Annotated in this window: 14 protein-coding genes; 8 read left to right on the forward strand and 6 right to left on the reverse strand. The window is 40.1% G+C overall.

Annotated elements, in window-relative coordinates:
- Nucleotides 1–141 precede the first annotated feature (141 nt).
- Together DS2_RS10680 and DS2_RS10685 are read left to right on the forward strand one after the other, a co-directional pair.
- Complete coding sequence (locus DS2_RS10680; protein WP_035014755.1) at nucleotides 142–1,107, forward strand: sensor domain-containing diguanylate cyclase; 966 nt, start codon at nucleotides 142–144, stop codon at nucleotides 1,105–1,107.
- A gap of 63 nt (nucleotides 1,108–1,170) precedes the next feature.
- On the forward strand, nucleotides 1,171–4,230 hold the full coding sequence (locus DS2_RS10685) for an FAD-binding and (Fe-S)-binding domain-containing protein (protein ID WP_035014756.1): 3,060 nt from the start codon (nucleotides 1,171–1,173) through the stop codon (nucleotides 4,228–4,230).
- Nucleotides 4,231–4,318: 88 nt separating this feature from the next.
- Here DS2_RS10685 and DS2_RS19905 read toward each other — a convergent pair whose 3' ends face one another.
- The 4 genes from DS2_RS19905 to DS2_RS10705 all read right to left on the reverse strand — a co-directional run bounded on the left by DS2_RS19905 (nucleotide 4,319) and on the right by DS2_RS10705 (nucleotide 8,685).
- Nucleotides 4,319–5,347 carry a KTSC domain-containing protein gene (locus tag DS2_RS19905; protein ID WP_160168558.1) on the reverse strand — a complete coding sequence of 343 codons (1,029 nt, stop codon included), beginning with the start codon at nucleotides 5,345–5,347 and terminating at the stop codon, nucleotides 4,319–4,321.
- A 128-nt stretch (nucleotides 5,348–5,475) separates the two neighbouring features.
- On the reverse strand, nucleotides 5,476–6,267 hold the full coding sequence (locus DS2_RS10695; RefSeq protein ID WP_035014757.1) for a hypothetical protein: 792 nt from the start codon (nucleotides 6,265–6,267) through the stop codon (nucleotides 5,476–5,478).
- Between the two features lie 231 nt (nucleotides 6,268–6,498).
- Nucleotides 6,499–8,163 (reverse strand): DNA repair protein RecN, encoded by a 1,665-nt coding sequence (gene recN, locus DS2_RS10700; protein ID WP_035014758.1) that lies wholly within the window; start codon nucleotides 8,161–8,163, stop codon nucleotides 6,499–6,501.
- 99 nt (nucleotides 8,164–8,262) lie between these two features.
- Complete coding sequence (locus DS2_RS10705) at nucleotides 8,263–8,685, reverse strand: GNAT family N-acetyltransferase (protein WP_035014760.1); 423 nt, start codon at nucleotides 8,683–8,685, stop codon at nucleotides 8,263–8,265.
- A gap of 237 nt (nucleotides 8,686–8,922) precedes the next feature.
- On the opposite strand from DS2_RS10705, the gene DS2_RS10710 reads away from it, so the two are divergent.
- A complete protein-coding gene (locus tag DS2_RS10710; protein WP_035014761.1) occupies nucleotides 8,923–10,386 on the forward strand; it encodes a RimK family protein in 1,464 nt (487 codons plus the stop codon).
- A gap of 4 nt (nucleotides 10,387–10,390) precedes the next feature.
- Nucleotides 10,391–11,659 carry a hemolysin family protein gene (locus DS2_RS10715; RefSeq protein ID WP_035014762.1) on the forward strand — a complete coding sequence of 423 codons (1,269 nt, stop codon included), beginning with the start codon at nucleotides 10,391–10,393 and terminating at the stop codon, nucleotides 11,657–11,659.
- A gap of 3 nt (nucleotides 11,660–11,662) precedes the next feature.
- Here DS2_RS10715 and DS2_RS10720 read toward each other — a convergent pair whose 3' ends face one another.
- The gene (locus DS2_RS10720) at nucleotides 11,663–12,835 is read right to left on the reverse strand and encodes a GNAT family N-acetyltransferase/peptidase C39 family protein (RefSeq protein WP_051479796.1); all 1,173 of its coding nucleotides are present in this window, start codon (nucleotides 12,833–12,835) and stop codon (nucleotides 11,663–11,665) included.
- A 90-nt stretch (nucleotides 12,836–12,925) separates the two neighbouring features.
- On the reverse strand, nucleotides 12,926–14,251 hold the full coding sequence (gene mltF / locus DS2_RS10725; protein WP_035014781.1) for a membrane-bound lytic murein transglycosylase MltF: 1,326 nt from the start codon (nucleotides 14,249–14,251) through the stop codon (nucleotides 12,926–12,928).
- 244 nt (nucleotides 14,252–14,495) lie between these two features.
- Here mltF and purL point away from each other — a divergent pair, with 244 nt between their 5' ends.
- From purL to DS2_RS10745, 4 genes are all read left to right on the forward strand, one after another.
- Nucleotides 14,496–18,386: a phosphoribosylformylglycinamidine synthase gene (gene purL / locus DS2_RS10730; protein ID WP_035014763.1), complete on the forward strand. Its 3,891-nt coding sequence runs from the start codon at nucleotides 14,496–14,498 to the stop codon at nucleotides 18,384–18,386.
- Nucleotides 18,387–18,487: 101 nt separating this feature from the next.
- Nucleotides 18,488–19,183: a transporter substrate-binding domain-containing protein gene (locus DS2_RS10735; RefSeq protein ID WP_035014764.1), complete on the forward strand. Its 696-nt coding sequence runs from the start codon at nucleotides 18,488–18,490 to the stop codon at nucleotides 19,181–19,183.
- 78 nt (nucleotides 19,184–19,261) lie between these two features.
- Nucleotides 19,262–19,702, forward strand: a complete 441-nt coding sequence (gene gpt / locus DS2_RS10740; protein WP_035014765.1) for a xanthine phosphoribosyltransferase — start codon at nucleotides 19,262–19,264, stop codon at nucleotides 19,700–19,702.
- Nucleotides 19,703–19,919: 217 nt separating this feature from the next.
- Nucleotides 19,920–21,173 carry a hypothetical protein gene (locus DS2_RS10745; protein ID WP_035014766.1) on the forward strand — a complete coding sequence of 418 codons (1,254 nt, stop codon included), beginning with the start codon at nucleotides 19,920–19,922 and terminating at the stop codon, nucleotides 21,171–21,173.
- Nucleotides 21,174–21,199 lie beyond the last annotated feature (26 nt).

Genomic DNA, 21,199 nt, shown 5'->3' on the forward strand with positions numbered 1-21,199 from the left:
CAAGGTATTCTACCAATTGGATTGAAAAGTTGTGAATATTGGCTAGTCTTAACACATCATGGTAACGGAACAAGGTTGATATTTATATTCAACTCTAATTAAGTAGTAAAGGAGATGGTTAAATTATTAACCAATTAAACGATGCAAGAGTTACTGCAAAATATCATAGACTCGATTGATGATTTGGTATTTGTTAAGGATCGCAAGTTTAAATACATTGCGTGCAACCAAGCCTTTTGTGATTTTGTCGGCAAACAACCCAACCAAGTAATAGGTTTCTTTGATGAAGATTTGTTTGTAGATAAAAAAATTATAGATTGGTTTAGGGAATGGGATAGCAAATTATTTTATCAAGACACAGCGCAGCGTATGGAAGAATGGTGTACTTTGGCTGACGGAACAAAAGTCCTGTTTGATACTGTTAAATACCCATTTAAAAATGAGCATGGCGAAACCGTTGCTTTAGTCGGTATTAGCCGTGATATCACAGAGAAAAAACGCTGTTTAGAAAAGATTGAATTACTTAATCAAAAACTTCTTTATACCTCAAATCACGACGTTGTAACTAAAATTCATAACAGGAGATACTTTAACGAAACTTTTGAAGTGTCATTTATGAATGCGGTTATTTCGCAAAATCAAGTGGCTGTTCTGTTAATCGATATCGATTATTTTAAACAGTACAATGACAGGTACGGCCATCTCGCAGGCGATGATTGTTTATTAAGAGTTGCGCAAACCCTAGATGAAGTGTTTGCCGAATACGACAGTATAGTTGCACGTTTTGGTGGCGATGAATTTATTATTGCTTTAAACAAAGCTACTGAATTGGATGTTCAACAGCTGGCGAATCATTGCCATGAAACGTTAAAGCGTCTTGAATTAACCAATTCAGCTTCGTTGATTGATGATTTAATTACTTTAACGATAGGCGCATATGTAGCCATACCTGATGCGTGCGATACGGTTTTTAGTTTTATTGAAAGTGCTGATAAAGCTTTATACCAAGCGAAAAAACAAGGACGAAATCAATCTGTCATCTACTCGGCGATTCGCGACAATAATCAAGAACAACAGGTTAGTCGGCTTTTGTCGAACAAAGCTTAGCGTCGGCAGCTAATTTTCTATATAATTTGCACTCACTTAGCTTTGAGAGAAATTGATAGACAAATGATCCCACGTTTAACCCAAGTTGATGCTATTGAAACAATTTATTTAAATTTTTTAAAAGAGTTAGAGCAGTCTGGTTTCAAAGGTGAAATAGAAACCAGTTATGCCAGCCGGTTTTCTGTATCGACGGACAACAGTGTTTATCAGAGTTTGCCACAAGCCGTGGTATTACCGAAAGATGTTGCTGATTTACAATTGGTATCACAGGTTGCAGGTAAAGCTAAATACGATGCGGTTAAATTTTCACCTCGTGGTGGCGGTACCGGAACTAACGGTCAATCATTAACTCAAGGCGTTGTGGTGGACATGAGCCGCCATATGAATCAAATTTTAGAGTTTAATGCAGAAGAAAGTTGGGTTCGGGTACAATCAGGGGTGGTAAAAGATCAATTAAATGCATTCTTAAAACCTCATGGTTTTTTCTTTGCCCCCGATTTAAGTACTAGTAATCGTGCGACCATAGGTGGCATGATTAATACTGATGCTTCAGGCCAAGGCTCTTTAGTGTATGGTAAAACCAGCGATCATGTACTTGCACTTAAAAGCATTCTGTTAGGTGGTGATGTATTAGAAACAGCAAAAATGCCGATCGCAGATGCTGAAAACATTGCTAAACAAGACACAACCGTTGGAAAAATTTACCAGCAGGTGCTAAACAGTTGTCGCGATAAGCGAAAGCTAATCCTCGAAAAATTCCCACGCTTAAACCGTTTCTTAACGGGTTACGATTTAGAGCACGTTTTTAATGACGATTTAACCGAATTTGATTTGGGTCGAGTGATTACAGGCTCTGAAGGTTCACTCGCTTTTGTTGCTGAAGCTAAATTAAATGTTACACCTATTGCACCTTTCAAAACTTTGATAAATGTAAAATACGACAGTTTTGAATCGGCATTACGAAACGCGCCATTTTTAGTTGAAGCGAATGCCACATCGGTTGAAACAATTGATAGCAAAGTTTTAAACCTAGCGCGTGAAGATATTATTTGGGAATCTGTTAAACATCTAATTACTGATGTGCCTGGTAAAACCATGGAAGGCATTAACATCGTTGAATTTAACGCGGTAGAAGCAGCTGATAGTGAAGCCAAAATAACAGCGTTAACTGACAAATTAGACGCATTAGTTGCCAACAATGAAGCTGGCATTATTGGTTATCAAGTCACAGCTGATTTAGCCAGTATTCAAACCATTTATGAGATGCGAAAAAAAGCAGTTGGTTTATTAGGCAATACCAAAGGTAGTAAAAAACCACTCGCTTTTGCTGAAGATACTGCGGTACCGCCAGAAAATTTGGCCGACTTCATTATGGAATTCAGAGATTTATTAGACGGCTATGGGTTAAATTACGGTATGTTTGGCCATGTTGATGCCGGTGTTTTACATGTGCGCCCGGCTTTAGATATGTGCGATCCTGAACAAGAAGTAACTTTGCGCAAAATATCTGACCAAGTCGTTGCCTTAACTGCAAAATATGGCGGTTTAATGTGGGGTGAGCATGGCAAAGGGTATCGAAGTGAATATGGCCCAGAGTTTTTTGGCGACGAGTTATTTTTAGAACTGCGTAAAATTAAAGCAGCATTTGATCCATTAAATAGAGTTAACCCAGGTAAAATTTGTACACCAGTTGATTCGAGCGAACAACTCGTATCTGTTGATGATACTAAACGCGGATTTTACGACCGACAAATTCCGGTCAAAGTTAAAGAAAGTGTTGAAACTGCAATGAACTGTAACGGTAACGGTTTGTGCTTTAACTGGGATGCGAACAGTCCTATGTGTCCATCATATAAAGTTACTCGTGATCGCCGTCATAGTCCTAAAGGGCGTGCTGGATTAATGCGGGAGTGGTTACGCCAGCTAAGTAATCAAGGTATAGACTTTAACAATGAAGAAAAAGCACTGTTAAAAGGTGAAGACGATTCTTCTTGGTTTGCTCGTTGGCAAAATACCAAAAACAAAAATGCTGGTGAATACGATTATTCGCACGAAGTCATGGAAGCTATGGATGAGTGCCTAGCATGTAAAGCATGCTCTAGCCAATGCCCAATAAAAGTCGATGTGCCCGGGTTTAGAGCGCGTTTTTTACAGCTTTATTATTCTCGTTATAGCCGTCCGTTAAAAGATTATTTAGTTGCTGGGATAGAAAACAGCGCGCCTCTCATGGCAAAGGCACCGCGTTTGTTTAACTTCTTTTTAAATACTAAGTTAGTGCAAGGTGCAATTAAACGTACGTTAGGTTATGTTGATACACCAACTTTAAGTTACCCAACGCTTAAGCAACAGGTGGCTAAAGTAGGGGAGTTGAATGTTTTAGATTGGGATATTAATCGCATACGTAACTTAACCGAAGCGCAGCGCTTAAAAGTAGTTGCTATTGTGCAAGACCCATTCACCTCTTTTTATGATGCTGATGTAGTAGCGGATTGGGCAAAACTAATTAGTAAATTAGGCTACACGCCAATTTTGTTGCCGTTTGTACCAAATGGTAAACCGCAGCATGTAAAAGGTTTCTTAAAACGTTTTGCAAATACAGCTAAAACGGCCGCAGAGTTTTTAAACCAACTTGCCGAATTAAACATTACTATGGTGGGAACCGATCCAAGTTTAGTTTTATGTTACCGCGATGAGTACACTAAAGCATTAGGTGAAGACCGCGGCGATTTTGAAGTTTTACTGCCGCATGAGTGGTTAAAAGATGTTGCCTTCCCTGAAGCCAAACAATACAACATAGAGTTTAAACTATTCGGCCACTGCTCTGAAAAAACTGCCGTGCCAGCAAGTCAAAAAGATTGGCAAAACATATTTGCAAAAGTGGGGGCTAAATTAACCCCTGTTGCTGTTGGTTGCTGCGGTATGGCAGGCACATATGGGCATGAAGCATCTCACCTTGAAAATTCTCAGCAAATTTATCAAATGAGCTGGGGGGATAAAGTGTCTAAGTTGCCACAAGAAGTTGTATTGGCAACAGGTTATTCTTGTCGCTCACAAGTTAAGCGCGAAGATGGTTTTAAACCTAAACATCCTGTACAGGCTTTGTTGAAGTTATTAAGTAGCTAGATTTTGCTTATTGGTCGGATTGTTAAAAACGGGCGTAACGATACGCCCGTTTTTGTTTGCTAATTCTAATAATAAGGCTAACAAGTAACTATTTAAATCTTATGTAGTAATAGTCATTCCTAATATTTTTGTTGAAATACGCACCGACAGAGGGAGCACTGCGCATACTCTCATATACAGATAGCGGTACATTGTAATAACGATATTCCTCGCCAGCAGGGAATTTAATATCTAGTACTTCATCAAAGTCATTGTGGCCAGCGCTCTGCATTGCAGATGATGCTACGCTATATTGATAAAGTGGCATAGGTTCTAGTTCGTTTGCAATCTTAAGCGCGGTTTCGTGCATTCTTGCTTCAATTTCTGGTACACGGAGAAATGTCTCAATTAACCCGTGTGCTGATAAGTCTGAGGTTGGGGTGTCTACTGTCTGTTCACTCACCGAAAGACCTAATCCACTCATTAGGTTAAGAATAATATCGTCTTTATGACTTAAAATCGCCGTGATGGAATCTTCGTCTTTGATTGGCGTTAGACCGCCACCTATGGCACTTGTTGGCGCACCAAGGCTTAACTGACCAATTAACTTAAAGTCACTAATGTTGTAACCATTGCTCGACAGTCCGTATAAGGCTTGATATAGCGCATTTGCGTAGAAATTGCCTTGTGAGTGGGGCAGGAGTAGCACCTTGTAGCACTCTGAGTCAATGTCATTTTTGAGAAACGTCAACATGCTATATAAGTCTTCGTCATTTGCCCAATGAGAATTAGATTTATTTGCCAATGACATTAAAATTGATTGGAGATCTTCCGAAAACTCTAAATAGAAATCGGCAATGGTTGCGCGGAGGTTTTCACCAAATGTCGAATTTTCACCAATCATCTCTCCGCTCATTGATTCCATATCTGATGTAAAAGACTGCAACATCAGTACAAATTTAGAAGCTTGATCACTTGTTTTCTGGTCAATCAACTGTTCAACCTGATCAAGAATAGCTTCATCGTTGTTGTAGTGAAGAACCCATTTAGTACTATGCCCTGCACCTTCGAGTTGCGGCATTATGCTATTTGAAAGAGCTTCACTGTTGTTCAAGGCTCTATCTAGTGTTGTAATCATACCATTTATGTAACCAGCATGGAGCTTACTTCCCGAATTGCTGCACACTCCCGAACTTGCTTGATAGCTGCTTAACATAAGTGGAATCGCAATTCCTAATGTTCTGATTAATTTCATTACGTATTCCCTTACTTAATTAAACTATTACATTCTTCAACTGATGGAGTGATCATCACAATTGATTTTCCACCTGCCATAGCTTTATCTACACGCAGAGTTTGCGAGTATCGTTCAGGCGTATTTACAACCTTTGTGTGAGTTGAGGATAAACGCTTATTATGGTCTAAAGGTGCGATTTGCTTAACGCAACCACGCATTTTGATATAATCATCAAGAAATGAGTCTGGAACAGACCCAGTGTAAATATATTCAATGTAAGCATCACGTTTGATTGATACCAATTTGTTTAAAAATGGTACTACTTTAGGAAGGTCTTTATTTTCGGTAGCAACAAAACGCTCTACGTCATCACGCACTCCATTGCCATTGCTATCCACACCAAGTAAACCTTGGTCTGCATCTTCAGGAGGCTCAGGCGGAAGGCCATCATCTTCGGTCATGCCTGTGTACAACTGCCAGAAATATGGAGTCGGTTTTACTAGAGCAGGGTTGTGCCAGCCCTTGCTCTTGATATACATACTATTCTTAAACGTTACTACATCGCCTAGACGGTATTTATTAAATCGCTTCCATGATGTAACACTATCAAAGTCAACTAGCGCCCAAACTGTTTCATGTTCACTGGGTCGCTTGCTAATATTTTTCCATGATGTTTTGGCAACGTAAAGCGCATCCCCTTCTCTAACGATTGAAGAACGATAATATCGTTTGTCATCAGCCCAAATGTCAAATTCCTCAAATGGCTTGGTATAACCAGTAACACTCCAAAGCGCGACCAGTAACAGCAAAAAATTTTTCATGTTAATTGTCCATAATATTTGTATTGTGTATATATTCACCTTGTTTAGAGGTGTCATAAGTGAAAGTGTCTATTACGACATATTATATTTTAGTTCAATTGAGTCTCCTGTGTTTTGACGTTAGATTATTTCGCTTCAAAAAACAGAGAGCTACTAACCAAACCAAATCATTTATATGTTGGATGATATTTTATTGTTAGGGGTGAAGCTTTATTGTTCACCCTCTGTTGTTTAACCAACCAACAATTCGCGTGCATTTTCTAACGTATTATTGGTAATGGTATCACCACCTAATAAACGTGCTAGTTCGTAAATGCGCTCTTCAGTAGAAAGTTTACGCATAGTTGTTTGGGTGCTGGTTTCGTCGTTAGATTTACTCACCAACATTTGCTGATGACCACAAGCTGCAACTTGCGGCAAGTGAGTTACACAAATAACTTGGGTTGATTCACCAATTTTGCGTAACATTTGGCCGACTACTGCAGCTGTTGGGCCGCTTATACCTACATCCACTTCATCAAAAATGAGCGTAGGCGTATCAGATTTTTCCGCGGTTAATACCTGCATAGCTAAGCTGATACGCGATAATTCGCCACCAGATGCAACTTTATGCATAGCTTGTAAAGGTTGGCCTGGGTTGGCGCTGACTAAAAACTCAATCGCATCAGAGCCTAATTTTGATGGTTTTTCAATTGAGTTAACCGTTACTTTAAATTGGCCTTGTTTCATATTGAGCTTTTGCATACTTTGTGTAACTAGCTCTGATAATTGCTCTGCTACAACTAAACGGCTTTCACGCAATTGTTCAGCAGTTTGCCAATAATGGGCTTCTGCTTCTGCTACTTGGTGAATTAAAGCTTCGTTTTGTTCGTCGCAACGTTTTATTTCTGCAAGTTCAGCCGATAACTTTTCATGTTCAATATGCAATTCTTCTGGTGTTACTTTATGTTTACGTGCTAACTCTAATGCGGTCGACATGCGTTCTTCAATTTGCAGTAAACGTTCAGGATCTGGCTCTTGGCTATCAATGTAATCACGTAATTCATAACTGGCTTCTTTCACTTGAATTTCAGCTTCATCTAACATTCCAGCTATGTTGGATAGCGTTTCGTCGTAGCGGGATAAATCAGCTAGTTTATGTTGAACCAGTTGCAACATACTGACTATGGTTTGTTCATCATTTTCATATAACAAGCTATAACATTGTTGGCTGTCGGCTAGCAAAGTAACAGCGTTGGATAACCTTTTATGTTCAGCTTCAATTTGGCTAAATTCGCCTTCAGCTAGCGCGAAGTCATCTAATTCAGCAACTTGGTATTCTAATAACTGCAAACGTGCATCGCGTTGCGACTGCATTTCTTCTAATTGTTTTAATTCAGTTTTAAGTTTATTCCAGCCTTTATATGCCAATTCAGTTTGCGCTAATAGGTGTTTATGATCGGCATATTGGTCAAGCAAACTGAGTTGATAATCAGCCTTCATCAATAACTGATGTGCGTGCTGACCATGAATATTCACTAAATGAGGGGCAAAACTACGTAATTGTTGTGCTGGTACAGGTGCGCCATTAATGTATGCGCGTGAACGGCCTTCAGCCGTAACAACACGGCGAATAATGCACTCTTCTTGTTCTGGTTGCAGAAAATCTTGCTCGGCTAACCAGCTTTTAGCGGATGGAATATGCTGAATGTTAAAGGTTGCGCTGATCTCAGTTTTATCCGCACCAGGCCTAACCATAGCGGCTTCGGCTCTACTGCCTAAACATAATCCTAAAGCATCAATTGAGATAGATTTACCTGCACCTGTTTCGCCGGTAATTGTGCTCATACCTGCATCTATTTCGATATCTAAACTATCAACAATGGCAAAGTCTTTAACATATAAGTGAGTCAACATAATCCAATTTTCCAATTATCGAATTGTACTGTTCGTATAAACAGTATTAAAGATGACTTTTACTGTATAGTCAAACAGTATTTTATAGAAATAATTGTTTTATAGGGTTGAAAGGCTATATGTAACTTGGCCATTATTTAACAAGCTACCTTTTTGCCAGCCTTGTTTTTGATAAAAGTGTTCGGCTTGGCTATTTTGCCCAGTTGATAGGTAAACTTTATTTATGCCATTTTGGTTAAGCCAGTTAATTGCTTGAGTGAGTAGGGCAGAGCCAATACCTTGCCTATGATGAGCTTGGTCAACAAACAGCGCCCATATGCTGCTTTCTTTTTTTGAACAAATTACGTAACCCGTTATCAGGTTATTTTGCATTGCGACCCAACCTTTGCCATATTTAGTCAGGTAGTTTAGATAGCAGTTTTGAGAGATGGAAATGTCATCTGGTAGGGTGTTGTCACTTAGCTGGTTACGTATGCGATTAAAATCAACAATATCAAATGCTTGGGCTTCTCGTATTAGCATTGCGCCGCTCTGCTTTTAGGCGATAAAGTTAGTCTAATCTGTGTTCAAAAAAAATTAAACAAATTAATTAAAATTAATATTGTGATTTGAAAAATATGCCTTAAACTTCGCGAAAAAATGGATTTAGGCAAGAGTGCTGAGTGTCGTTTCTCCCATCTAGATCATCTGAAATTTAACTTTATTGTTATACCCAAACAGCGTCAAAATTTATGTTTATTGGGTATTATAGGAGCGACCATGATTAGCAGCTTTGTAGTTGCCGACCAACCAATTTCATTCGATGCACAAGCACACGAAGACTTTGTATTAACTTTTGAACAGTATCTTGCCGATCACCCTCGCAAAGACTTACGCAAAGTTAAAATCATTAACTTATGTGATATCGAACAATATTTGAGTAAAGGCTATTACTGCTCGTTATTAGCAGAAGCGCGTGGCCACAAGGTATTGCCATCGGTTAATACCATCAATGACTTACGCAACGAAGCTTTATACAAACCTCAGTTATCCGATACTGTATTGCCAAGTGTTGCGAAAAAAGTGCGCTCGTTGCACCCAGAGCAATTTACCTTATATATCTATTTTGGCACCCCTGATTTTGAAGGCTTTGAAGCTTTAGCGAAAAAATTATTTAGTCAATTTCCTGCGCCTATTTTGGCCTTGGATATAGACACAGCTAGCTGGAAAATTAATTCGATTTCTTGCCAAAGCTACAACAAGTTAAATGAACAACAGTACGCCAAATTTGCCGATGCATTGTTAAGTTTTAATCACAGGTTATGGCAGCCGAAAAAGCCGAAAAAACAACACCGTTGGGAAATGGCAATATTGGTGGATGAAAACGAACAATTGCCACCAAGTGACAAAGTTGCGTTAAACAAAATGGTAAAAGCAGCGGCCAAAGTAGGGATTAAAGCTGAGTTTATTGGCGAGCAAGATTATGCGCGATTAAACGAATACGACGCCTTGTTCATACGGGTAACTACAGCGATAGACCATTACACCTATAAATTTGCTCGCAAGGCAGAACTAGAAGGTTTGGTGGTAATAGACGATCCAACTTCTATTTTGCGCTGCTGTAACAAGGTTTTTTTACAAGATGCCTTTACTTACAACAAAGTACCAGCGTTAAAAACTTGGTCTGTTAGTAGTTCGAATGATGAAGATTTAGACAATATTGAAAGTAACTTTGATTACCCAATCGTATTAAAAGTACCTGAAAGTGCTTTTTCACGTGGGGTATACAAGGTTAAAAATCGTGACGAGCTTAAGCTTCGTTTGGATGAATTATTGCAACAAAGCGCTTTGGTGTTAGTGCAAACCTACTTATATACCGACTTTGACTGGCGCATTGGTATTCTAAACAACAAACCTTTGTACGCATGTAAGTACTATATGGTGGGCGGCCATTGGCAAATTTATAAACATGAAAATGCCACTGCTGATTCCGGCGGCTTTGAAACTTTACCAACGTTTGAGGTGCCACGAGTTGTATTGGATGCTGCCATAAAAGCCTCTAAAGTAATAGGTAATGGTTTGTATGGTGTTGATGTAAAACAGCATGGTAACCAAGCTTATGTCATTGAAATTAACGATAACCCAAGTTTGGATTGGGAAGTAGAAGATTTGTACCTAGGTGACGAGTTATACATGATGATAATGTCAGAAATGGCACGTCGTTTAGAAAACAGAGGTCGTTAATTATATGGAACTCGTGTGGATAGTGGGGTTAATTGTATTAAGTGCGCTATTCGCACTGTGCGAAATTTCATTGGCGGCAGTGCGCAAAGTAAAGTTACAACCTTTGTTAGATCAGCAAGACCCAAGAGCGCTTGCTGTGATAACGCTGCAAAATAACTCGAAAGACTTTATCGCCGCCGTACAAATAATGCTAAATGCGCTTGCGATTATTGCCGGTATTATCGGTGAGTCTGCCTTTACCCCGATATTTCAAAGCCTATTGCAAAATTGGGTAGGCGAAGCTTGGTTAAACCAAACAGCTTTTACCTTATCTTTTTTAACCGTAACAGGATTATTTATTTTATTTGGTGATTTACTGCCAAAACGCATAGGTTTTGTACTGCCAGAAGCCGCCTCACTTAGGTTGATTTATTTAATGCGTTTTAGTGTCTGGTTGTTCAAACCGATTATTTGGCTATTTAATAAATTAGCTGATGTATTGCTTAAATTGTTTAGAGTACCACTGCACAGAGACGACCAAATTACTTTTGAAGATCTAGTGGCAGTGGTTGACCAAAGCATAGAGCACGGCAGTATTGAGCAGCAACAGTATCACATGATAGGCAATGTATTGGAGCTACCGAGTACCAATATAACCCAAGCCATGACTTTGCCTGCGGATATTTATTGGTTAGATATAAATACTGAGCAAACTGACCTTAAACGGCAAATTGAACAAAGCTCACAGCGCTATTATTTAGTTTGTGACGGAGGTTTGTACAAGGTTTTAGGTTTGGTTGAATCAAGTGTGATTTTGAGCCAACTGCTACAAAACAAACCGTTGTTAGCTGATAAATCAGAGTTAATTCAGCCGCTATATTTGCTTGATACGCTAACTTTAGCCGATGCCATTACCAACTTTAAACAACAAGAAGTTGAAGTTGCGTTAGTCATCAACGAATTTACCACAGTTGTTGGTATGGTAACTTTATGGCAAGTATTGCAGTTGGTTGCGCTAAATGATGTTGAAGCAATTCAAAACCAAATAGCACAAAATGCAAATGGTAGCTGGACTGTGCCAGGCGATCTTGCGGTGCGCGATTTTCAACAAATAGCTGCAGACTTTGCGCCTGACTGTTATGAAAGCATAGAAACCTTGTCTGGTTTATTTATCCATGAATTTAAACGTATACCAAACTCAACTGATACGGTTGAAATTGATGGATATTTAATGGTTGCACTTGAGACAACAGAATTGACAGTGGAGTTGATTGAGATAAAGAAAAACCAGTAGACCCTAGCGTTTGACCACTATCCCACAGCTTAATTTATTTTTACCGTAGCGATTCATACGGCAAAATACATCGCGTGCGATCGGCATATATTGGCAGTTGAGTTGGTTGTCGTCTTCGTCTGTCGGGGCTGGATCGTGAATGTATACACACTCATTATCAATACCTGATACACAAACCCAGTGGGGAGCTTTGGTACCGTCTAGTTGATAGGTTGATATTAGAAGTATAATCATTGCGCCTTGGTTGAACCAAGTTTCTAAGTCTTGTAACTGGTAACCATAATATTCAACCGTAATCTGCTGTTCTTCGGCTCTTTGTTTAAAGTCTTTTTCGACCAGCTCGAGAATCGCTCGTTTATCTTTACTACGTACACCATCTAAAAACAAAGTATCACTTTGGTTTAAAAATACTTCAACGTTAAATTGGCGTTTTTGCAATGCTAAGGCTAAACCCACAGGGTGGCAGCCTCCATGGCCTGATGTCATAAATATGGTGGTTGCTTCACGCCATAAATGCAACTCGTCGTTTTGGTTAGGCGTGTAGTTGTTGTCTAGTGATGCCATAGCCATCATGGCTGCGGCTGGGCCACAAGTAAAAGGTGTGGTTTGTTTATACCAAGGCACAGCCATTAAGGGTTGTGAATTGTTAAATGCAACAATACTGTCGTGGGCGAAATATAAACGCTTTTGCATACGTAATGCTGCTTGATGATCATGATAATAGTCTTGGTAAAAACCAAATTCTTCAAATCCTAATTTGCGGTACAGCGAAATTGCTGCTTGGTTGTTTTCGGCTACTTCTAAACGTAAATATAATCGCCCTTGTTTATAGGCTGACTTTTCGCTTTTTTCAATCAGTTTGGCGGCTATACCTAAACCACGAGCAAGTGGCGAAACTGCTAACGAATATAATCGAGCAAGCGTGCTACCTTTATGCAAAATAGTTAAGGCGTAACCGAGAATATCTTGCTGATGTTTGGCGACAATAAAAATTGCATTTTGCGCTGATATCCAGTGTTTTAACCGACGTTTAGAAAGTTTGTCACCTTCAAACGCTTGGTTTTCTAGTGCCACTAGCGCTGTTAAATCGTCTATATTTGCACTTTCTATACGGATGTTTTGTAGAACAATTGAAGTATCTGTTGGGGATTGTTTGCTGGTAGATTCTGCGGCCAAATCACTAAACTCACAGCAGCAATTTGCTGCAAAATAACAATGGTTTATTCTACAGCGAAATTGCAAATTTCAATAGTGCTGGGCTAAAAATTATTGTTGGTTTTGGTTTCCAAAAAACCAAATCAATGAATCGTAATATCGACGTATATTTTCCACATAAGTCACCGCTTCTTTTCCTCTTGCGTAGCCGTAACGTGTCCACTTGTAGTATTTTTTCTTTTGCAGTAGTGGCAAATATTTTTTCACTTCGTGCCATTTGTCAGGATCGCCGCCTAAACTTTGACAGATACGCCGTGCATCTTCTAGATGTCCCATACCTTGATTGTATGCAGCCAGCGCAAACCAAGTCCGGTCAGGCTCTTGGATCCGCGCTGGAATGCGTTTAAGCAACGAAGATAAATAGCGTGCACCACCTCGAATGTTGTCTTCTGCGTCTAACCGGCTCTTGACGCCCATTTGTTTAGCCGTTGGTAGCGTCAACATCATAATGCCGCGAACACCTGTCGGCGATTTTGCTCTTGGGTTCCAATGGCTTTCTTGATAGCTCTGTGCGGCAAGTAATTTCCAGTCCAATTGATATTGTTCAGCGTACTGCTCAAACCAAGGGCGGTATTTAGGCAAAGTTTGTGCGATTTCTTTAATAAATACTCGGGTATCTACATAGTCAAAATCTCTTACGTGGCCAAAATATTTATCTTCTAAGTGAGCAAAATGGCCGCTAGCATGAACACTTCCAAAAAAGTCGATGAGCAGAGCGTATAAGCTATCGTCTTGTTCTCGGGCTAAAGCCCAAGAAATGCGCTGATCGTCGGAAACAGTAAAACCTATGCTTAACTCTGGGTAGATTCGGCGGTTAACCGCAAGCAAGTTAGAGTCGACTATGGTGTAATCTATTTCTTCGTTTAAAACAGCTAGGATAAGCTCTTCAACGTCTTGCTCTTTGGTTACTTGCCATTCAAATCCTTCTAATGCCAAAGATTCTAACGTTTCTTGGTGGCTGCTTTGTTCTGTTATTACTAGTTTGCCTGACAAATCTGTCCAATCACGTGGGCGAGTTTTGCCTTGTTTAAAAACTAATTTCTCACTGATGTCTTGGTAGGCTGGTGCAAAACGATATTTTTGTTCACGTGTTTGCGTGGCCGTTAATCCTGCTGCTAAAAAGTCGACCTTGTTGTTATCTAATAGCGGAAACAAATCAGATAAGTCGTAAACGGGAACAACTTCTAATTCTACATCTAGGTAGTCTGCAAACGAACGTGCGAGCTCGTACTCAAAACCTGCTGCACCATCAGGGGTTAAGTAATAAGTCGACGAGCCATATAAAGTACCAACACGAACTTTACCTGTATCATTTATATGTTCCGCTTTTGTTTTATAGCTGTCCTGCTCACATCCAATAAGGACAAAAGCAAACACAAAAGTGGCTATTTTTATTAGGTTCACTGCTTGGTTTTGCAAAGTTTATTTTTATAAATTTATTAGGTTTAGTGATAAGAGTAGCTGAATCTAGTTTAACTGGTCAATCAAAGCTTACAACTTGCTGTTATTCCTTTGATTCGACACGCTTGTCCGAATCGCCGTGAAACTGGTATTTTGATGTTTCTTGGGTATAATGTGCGCCTTTACATCCCATCGACATATTTTTCAGGTGAAACTGCTTATGGAAATCTTGCGTGGCGCTCCCGCATTGTCTGATTTTCGCGTTAAAAAACTGCTTGCCAGTTGCGAACAAAACACACTCGCTATTACCAATATTTACGCAGAATTTATGCACTTTGCTGACGTTTCTGCTCCGTTGACCGACGATGAACATCAAAAGTTATCGCGTTTATTAAAGTATGGCCCAACGATTGAAGAGCATGAGCCAGCTGGCACGTTATTGTTGGTAACACCGCGTCCAGGTACGATTTCACCTTGGGCCTCTAAAGCAACGGATATTGCCAATAACTGCGGTTTAGACAAAGTTAAACGCATTGAGCGTGGCATCGCTTATTATGTTGAGGGTGCTGATGCGTTAACCGCTGAGCAACTTGATGTACTAAAAGATTTATTACACGATCGTATGATGGAAACTGTATTTGCTGAATTTGACCAAGCAAATGCATTGTTTGAAAAAGCGCAACCAGCGCCGCATCGTTCGGTTGATATTTTAGCCGGTGGCCGCGAAGCTTTAGCCACTGCAAATGTTGAAATGGGCTTGGCGTTAGCGGAAGATGAAATTGACTATTTAGTTGAAAACTTCCAAAAGCTGGGGCGTAACCCGAACGACATTGAATTATATATGTTCGCGCAAGCGAACTCTGAGCATTGCCGTCATAAAATATTCAATGCTGATTGGACAATTGATGGGGTGGCACAACCTAAATCATTGTTCAAAATGATCAAGAACACTTTTGAAACGACACCTGAGTATGTTCAGTCTGCATATAAAGATAACGCAGCTGTAATGGACGGTTCATTTGGTGGTCGTTTCTTCGCCGATGCGGATACTGGCATTTATAACTATCATCAAGAAAATATCGAAATTTTGATGAAGGTTGAAACTCACAATCACCCAACTGCAATTTCTCCATACCCAGGTGCGGCAACTGGCTCTGGTGGTGAAATTCGTGACGAAGGTGCAACGGGTCGAGGTTCTAAGCCAAAAGCGGGTCTAGTTGGTTTTACCGTTTCTAACTTAAATATTCCTGATTTCACTCAACCTTGGGAAATTAACTACGGTAAACCAGAGCGCATTGTTAACGCATTAGAAATCATGCTTGAGGGCCCATTAGGTGGCGCAGCATTTAACAATGAGTTTGGTCGTCCTGCACTATTAGGTTATTTCCGTACCTACGAAGCTGAAGTATCTAGCTTTAATGGCAAAGAAGTTCGTGGTTATCACAAACCAATTATGTTGGCGGGTGGTTTAGGTAATATCCGTACCGATCATGTACAAAAAGGCATTATCCCTGTTGGCGCTAAGTTAGTTGTACTTGGTGGTCCTGCAATGAACATAGGTTTAGGTGGTGGTGCTGCATCATCTATGGCTTCTGGTCAATCAAGTGCTGATTTAGATTTTGCTTCTGTGCAACGTGAAAACCCAGAAATGGAACGTCGTTGTCAGGAAGTTATCGACAAATGTTGGCAAATGGGTGACGACAACCCAATCGCGTTTATCCATGATGTAGGCGCGGGTGGTTTATCTAATGCAATGCCTGAGTTAGTAAATGATGGTGAGCGTGGTGGTATATTCCAATTACGCGATGTTTTAAACGACGAACCTGGCATGTCACCATTAGAAATTTGGTGTAACGAGTCACAAGAGCGTTATGTATTAGCAATCCCTGCTGAAAAAATTGATATCTTCGCAGCAATTTGTAAACGTGAGCGCGCCTTATATGCTGTGATTGGTGAAGCAACTGAAGAGCGTCATTTAACCCTTAACGATAGTCATTTTGATAACCAACCTATCGATTTGCCACTAGATGTATTATTAGGCAAAGCGCCGAAAATGCATCGTGATGTTCAGTCAGCTCAATTAGCTGCTGAAGATTTATCGTTAGATGTTGATGTAAAAGAAGCGGCTTATCGTTTATTACGTTTACCGACTATAGCTGAAAAAACCTTCTTGATCACAATTGGTGACCGTTCGGTTACTGGTATGGTTGCGCGTGACCAAATGGTTGGCCCTTGGCAGGTACCAGTGTCTAACGTTGCGGTAACCACAGCATCTTTAGATAGCTACCACGGTGAAGCTATGGCAATGGGTGAGCGTACTCCACTTGCACTTCTTAACTATGGTGCTTCAGCGCGTATGGCCGTTGCTGAAAGTATTACCAATATTGCAGCAGCAAACATTGGCGAATTAAAACGCATTAAATTATCTGCTAACTGGATGTCGGCTGCGGGTCACCCGGGTGAAGACGCTGGTTTATACGAAGCAGTTAAAGCCGTGGGTGAAGAGTTATGTCCAGCACTTGGTTTAACCATTCCAGTTGGTAAAGATTCAATGTCGATGAAAACGGCGTGGAATGAAAACGGTGAAGACAAATCTGTTACAGCGCCAATGTCGTTAATTATTACTTCGTTTGCACGCACTGAAGATGTGCGCAAAACCGTTACGCCTCAGTTACGCACTGATCAAGGTGAAACGCGTTTAATCGCAATCGATTTAGGTAACAAACAAAACCGTTTAGGTGCGTCTTGTTTAGCACAAGTTTACCAACAACTTGGTTCTGTAGGCCCTGACTTAGACAAACCAGAATTATTGGCTAACTTCTACAATGCTATTCAAGCATTAATTGAAGATGGCAAATTGTTAGCTTACCACGACCGTTCAGACGGTGGTTTATTCACAACTGTTACTGAAATGGCATTCGCTGGTAAGACTGGTGTAAGTGTTGATGTATCTAACTTAGGTGCAGATGCGTTATCTACCTTATTTGCTGAAGAGCTAGGTGCGGTTATTCAAGTTAAAGCAAGTGATGCGTCTGCGGTTGAAGCTGTATTAGCTCAACACAACCTAACTGATCTAAGCACAGATATTGGTACATTGAACGACAGTGACCAAGTTGAGTTTAGCTTTAACGGTGAAACTGTATTAGCGGATAGCCGCGTAAACTTGCGTTTAGCTTGGGCGGAAACAACTTATCAAATGCAGGCGTTACGTGATAACCCTGAGTGTGCGAAACAAGAGTTTGATGCTAAAGCGGACGCGAAAGACCCAGGTTTACAGCCTTCATTAACTTTTGATTTAAATGAAGATGTTGCCGCGCCTTATATTGCTAAAGGTGTTAACCCTAAGATGGCGATTTTACGTGAGCAAGGTGTGAACTCTCATGTTGAAATGGCAGCAGCATTTGACCGTGCAGGTTTTGAAGCAATTGACGTACACATGAGTGACGTTTTAGCTGGCCGTATTTCATTAGACCAATTTGCAGGTTTAGTCGCTTGTGGTGGTTTCTCATACGGTGACGTGTTAGGTGCGGGTGAAGGTTGGGCTAAATCAATCTTATTTAATGACCGTGCACGTGAGCAATTCCAACAATTCTTCGAGCGTGACAATACCTTCGCATTAGGTGTGTGTAATGGTTGTCAGATGTTAAGTACCTTAAAAGAGTTAATTCCAGGTACTGAGCATTGGCCTCGTTTTGTACGCAACATTTCTGAACGTTTTGAAGCTCGTTTCAGCTTGGTTGAAGTGCAAAAGTCTAACTCTGTATTCTTCCAAGGTATGGAAGGTTCGCGTATGGCAATTGCGGTTTCTCACGGTGAAGGTCGTGCGGAATTTGCTAACGATGCAGCATTACAAGCTGCGGAAAATAGCGGTACAGTTGCACTGCGTTATGTAAATAACTATGGTCAGCCGACCACTCAATATCCAGCGAATCCAAATGGTTCGCCAGCAGGTATTACTTCTCTAGCAAGTAAAGATGGCCGTGTGACTATTATGATGCCACACCCAGAGCGTGTATTTAGAACTGTAAGTAACTCATGGCATCCAGATGACTGGAAAGAAGATAGCCCTTGGGTTCGTATGTTCCGTAATGCGCGAGTATTTGCCGGTTAATAGTCGAATTTAGTAAACATTTTGGCTATGGTTAAAAGGCGGGATCTTGATGGTCGCGCCTTTTTTGTTTGTAAATACGTCAGTTTTGTTAGGTCGAATATATGTTTATCAAGGCTTGTTTAATTCTGTTAATTGTTATGTTTTCATTTGTGCCCTCGGCACAGGCAGATAAAAAGTTTACCTTTTTACAAACTGAATTAGGCCCTAAATATCATTGTGCAATCAATGCGTTGAATAGAGCTTACGCGAATCTTGGAATAGAAGTTGAATACTTAGTACAACCAAACCGGCGAGCCATTGATAGCAGTAATCGTGGAAAATTTGATGGTGAAATGCTCAGAGTTGATGGCGTTGAGCATCTCTTTCCAAATTTAATTAAAATACCTGTCCCTCTATGTGCGATTAAGTCGGTCATGCTTGCTGGTAATCATGTATCAGCAACGACAATCGAAGAATTAAAGACTTATCATTTTGGTATCATACTGGGGTTCATTGATCAGGAAAGATACGTTAAACAACACAATATAACCGCGACTAAATTGGTAAAGTATGACAGGCTATTTGATATGTTAGAGCTAGGAAGGGTTGATGTGATATTTTTGCCTTTGACCCAAGCACATCAGTGGTTAACCGATGAAAAAAAGAAACACTTTAAATTTCTTAAGAACTTTAACCGGGATCTTTATCTTTATCATTATTTACACAAGAAGCATAAACATTTACTTAGTGACGTGACTCAACAACTTAGAGTACTAGAGCAAAACGGACAAATTGAATTATTTAATATAAAGAATTAATAGGGGCTATTGATCTTTGTATTATTTTTCAGCAATAGGCAATTTTAATCATTAAAAAGACCAACAGGCCTTAGATACATGACAGAAAAATTAGTTTTAGATTGGCAAACTTTCCATAAAGCTTGTAAAAGATTGGCACAAATCATTCCACTAGAAAAATATGATGGTTTGGTTGCAGTAACGCGCGGTGGTTTGGTGCCTGCGGCCATTCTATCAAATGATTTAGATATACGTTTAATTGAGACAATAGGCGTTCAAAGCTATCAACAACAACAGCAGGGTGACTTGCAGTTAGTTAAACCCGCGTATTTATTAGAAAGCGAGCTAATTGAGCCACAGCGCTGGTTATTTGTGGAAGATTTGGTGGATTCAGGTTGTACGATAAAATTTTTAAAACAGTTTTACCCTCGCGCTGATTTTGCATGCGTTTATGCTAAACCTCAGGGCGCTGAACTCGTTAAATATAGTGTAGAACAAGTCGCTCAAGATATTTGGATTGATTTTCCATGGGAAATTTAATCGGTCATTTGTCTTAATATTTGAGCATAATCTATACCATTCCCTACCTTCATTTTATAGTATTTTAGACTATCCATATTGTTTAATTGTCTAGCATCCCCCTAATTTGGGGGGCGCAATCAATCTATGTCTCAGCTAAGATTTTAAGTAGCTCTCTGTGTAGAGCTAATTTGCAAATTACTGTTGTCTAATGAATAGATTGAGAAGGAAAATTACAATGAGTACAAAATTAACGTGGAATATGGCAAAAGCAGCGTGCGGGATACTTCTGCTCAGCGGTTTAGCTGGTTGCTTTGGTGATGACGATGATGACAAAGTTCAAGATATTAGCGTGCAAGGTAAGGCTGTAAAAGGGACCTTAGTTAACGCGGATGTGAGCTTGTACAATGCATCCAATATGAATACACCAATTGGCACTGGGACAACGGATGCTAACGGCGAGTTTGAAATTAGTATTTCAGGTGATTCGGCCGACAAGCCTGTGGTTGTTAAAGTGACCTCGAACGCAAATACTACAATGGTGTGTGATGCTGACAAATGTGGCTCAGTTAACCGCGGTGATGAAATGACAGGCTCAGAGCTTGATGGTTTAGAATTAACGTCACATTTTGTTGCACAGCAAGGTGACACAGAAGTTTCTGATTTGCCGGTGAATTCGTTGACGACCGCGGCGACAGAAGTCGTGATGGCACAAGCGGGTGACTTCGCCAATCTGACGCCTGAAGGGTTAAAATCACTGCAAGAAAAAGCAACCGAGATAGTAATGCAGTCTTTTGGTTTAAATTCGAGTACAGCGACGAATTTATTTGAAATTAATATTCCAGATGCGAATAAACTAGCGACTGAGTTAAGTGGTGATAGCAACGCCAGTTTTAAAAGTCAGTTAGCTATGCTGAACGCGGCCTTTGCTTCAGAGGCTGATATTAGCGCAGAAATTGAAAAATTTTATGATGGTATCAATGCATCTATTAATTCATCAGGTTTAACCTCGAACTTTTCGGCATACTTGAGTACATTAAAAACGCGTTATGAAGCCTTATACGCTGCATTGAATGCAGACGGTAGCTTGCCAACAGGTGTTAATATTCCTGATCTAGCACAATTTTCGTGGCCAGATAACATTTCATTTGAAGATGACGGTATCATTATAGATGGCGGCTCAGGCGGTGATGGTGATTGGACATTAGTCATTACTGGTACATCTACGGTGACCACGCCAGTTGAGGTGACGGTTGATATTCCAGAGGTTAAAGTTACTAACACTACGCCACCAACAAATACCGATGAGATAGGTACTCAATTTAAAGAAATTACTGAAGTTGACGGGGTTACCGTTAGTAATTATTCGTTTGAGGAAGTTGAGCGTAGCGCGAATAAAGTTGTTATTAAATATAGCGCTACTATTTCAGTCAGCTCAAATGGTATTACCGCCACGCAAACGCAAAATCTAACCTACACTTGGACCAAATAAATAGCTTGACTGTTTGGCAAATAGGA

Source organism: Catenovulum agarivorans DS-2, from assembly GCF_000568405.1.
GTDB classification, from domain to species: Bacteria; Pseudomonadota; Gammaproteobacteria; order Enterobacterales; family Alteromonadaceae; genus Catenovulum; species Catenovulum agarivorans_A.

Bases quoted from the DNA above. Each gene is read 5' to 3' on its own strand.
- DS2_RS10680 (WP_035014755.1), top strand. From the start codon at position 142: ATGCAAGAGTTACTGCAAAATATCATAGACTCGATTGATGATTTGGTA.
- DS2_RS10685 (WP_035014756.1), top strand. From the start codon at position 1,171: ATGATCCCACGTTTAACCCAAGTTGATGCTATTGAAACAATTTATTTA.
- DS2_RS19905 (WP_160168558.1), bottom strand. From the start codon at position 5,347: ATGATTACAACACTAGATAGAGCCTTGAACAACAGTGAAGCTCTTTCA.
- DS2_RS10695 (WP_035014757.1), bottom strand. From the start codon at position 6,267: ATGAAAAATTTTTTGCTGTTACTGGTCGCGCTTTGGAGTGTTACTGGT.
- recN (WP_035014758.1), bottom strand. From the start codon at position 8,163: ATGTTGACTCACTTATATGTTAAAGACTTTGCCATTGTTGATAGTTTA.
- DS2_RS10705 (WP_035014760.1), bottom strand. From the start codon at position 8,685: ATGCTAATACGAGAAGCCCAAGCATTTGATATTGTTGATTTTAATCGC.
- DS2_RS10710 (WP_035014761.1), top strand. From the start codon at position 8,923: ATGATTAGCAGCTTTGTAGTTGCCGACCAACCAATTTCATTCGATGCA.
- DS2_RS10715 (WP_035014762.1), top strand. From the start codon at position 10,391: ATGGAACTCGTGTGGATAGTGGGGTTAATTGTATTAAGTGCGCTATTC.
- purL (WP_035014763.1), top strand. From the start codon at position 14,496: ATGGAAATCTTGCGTGGCGCTCCCGCATTGTCTGATTTTCGCGTTAAA.
- DS2_RS10735 (WP_035014764.1), top strand. From the start codon at position 18,488: ATGTTTATCAAGGCTTGTTTAATTCTGTTAATTGTTATGTTTTCATTT.
- gpt (WP_035014765.1), top strand. From the start codon at position 19,262: ATGACAGAAAAATTAGTTTTAGATTGGCAAACTTTCCATAAAGCTTGT.
- DS2_RS10745 (WP_035014766.1), top strand. From the start codon at position 19,920: ATGAGTACAAAATTAACGTGGAATATGGCAAAAGCAGCGTGCGGGATA.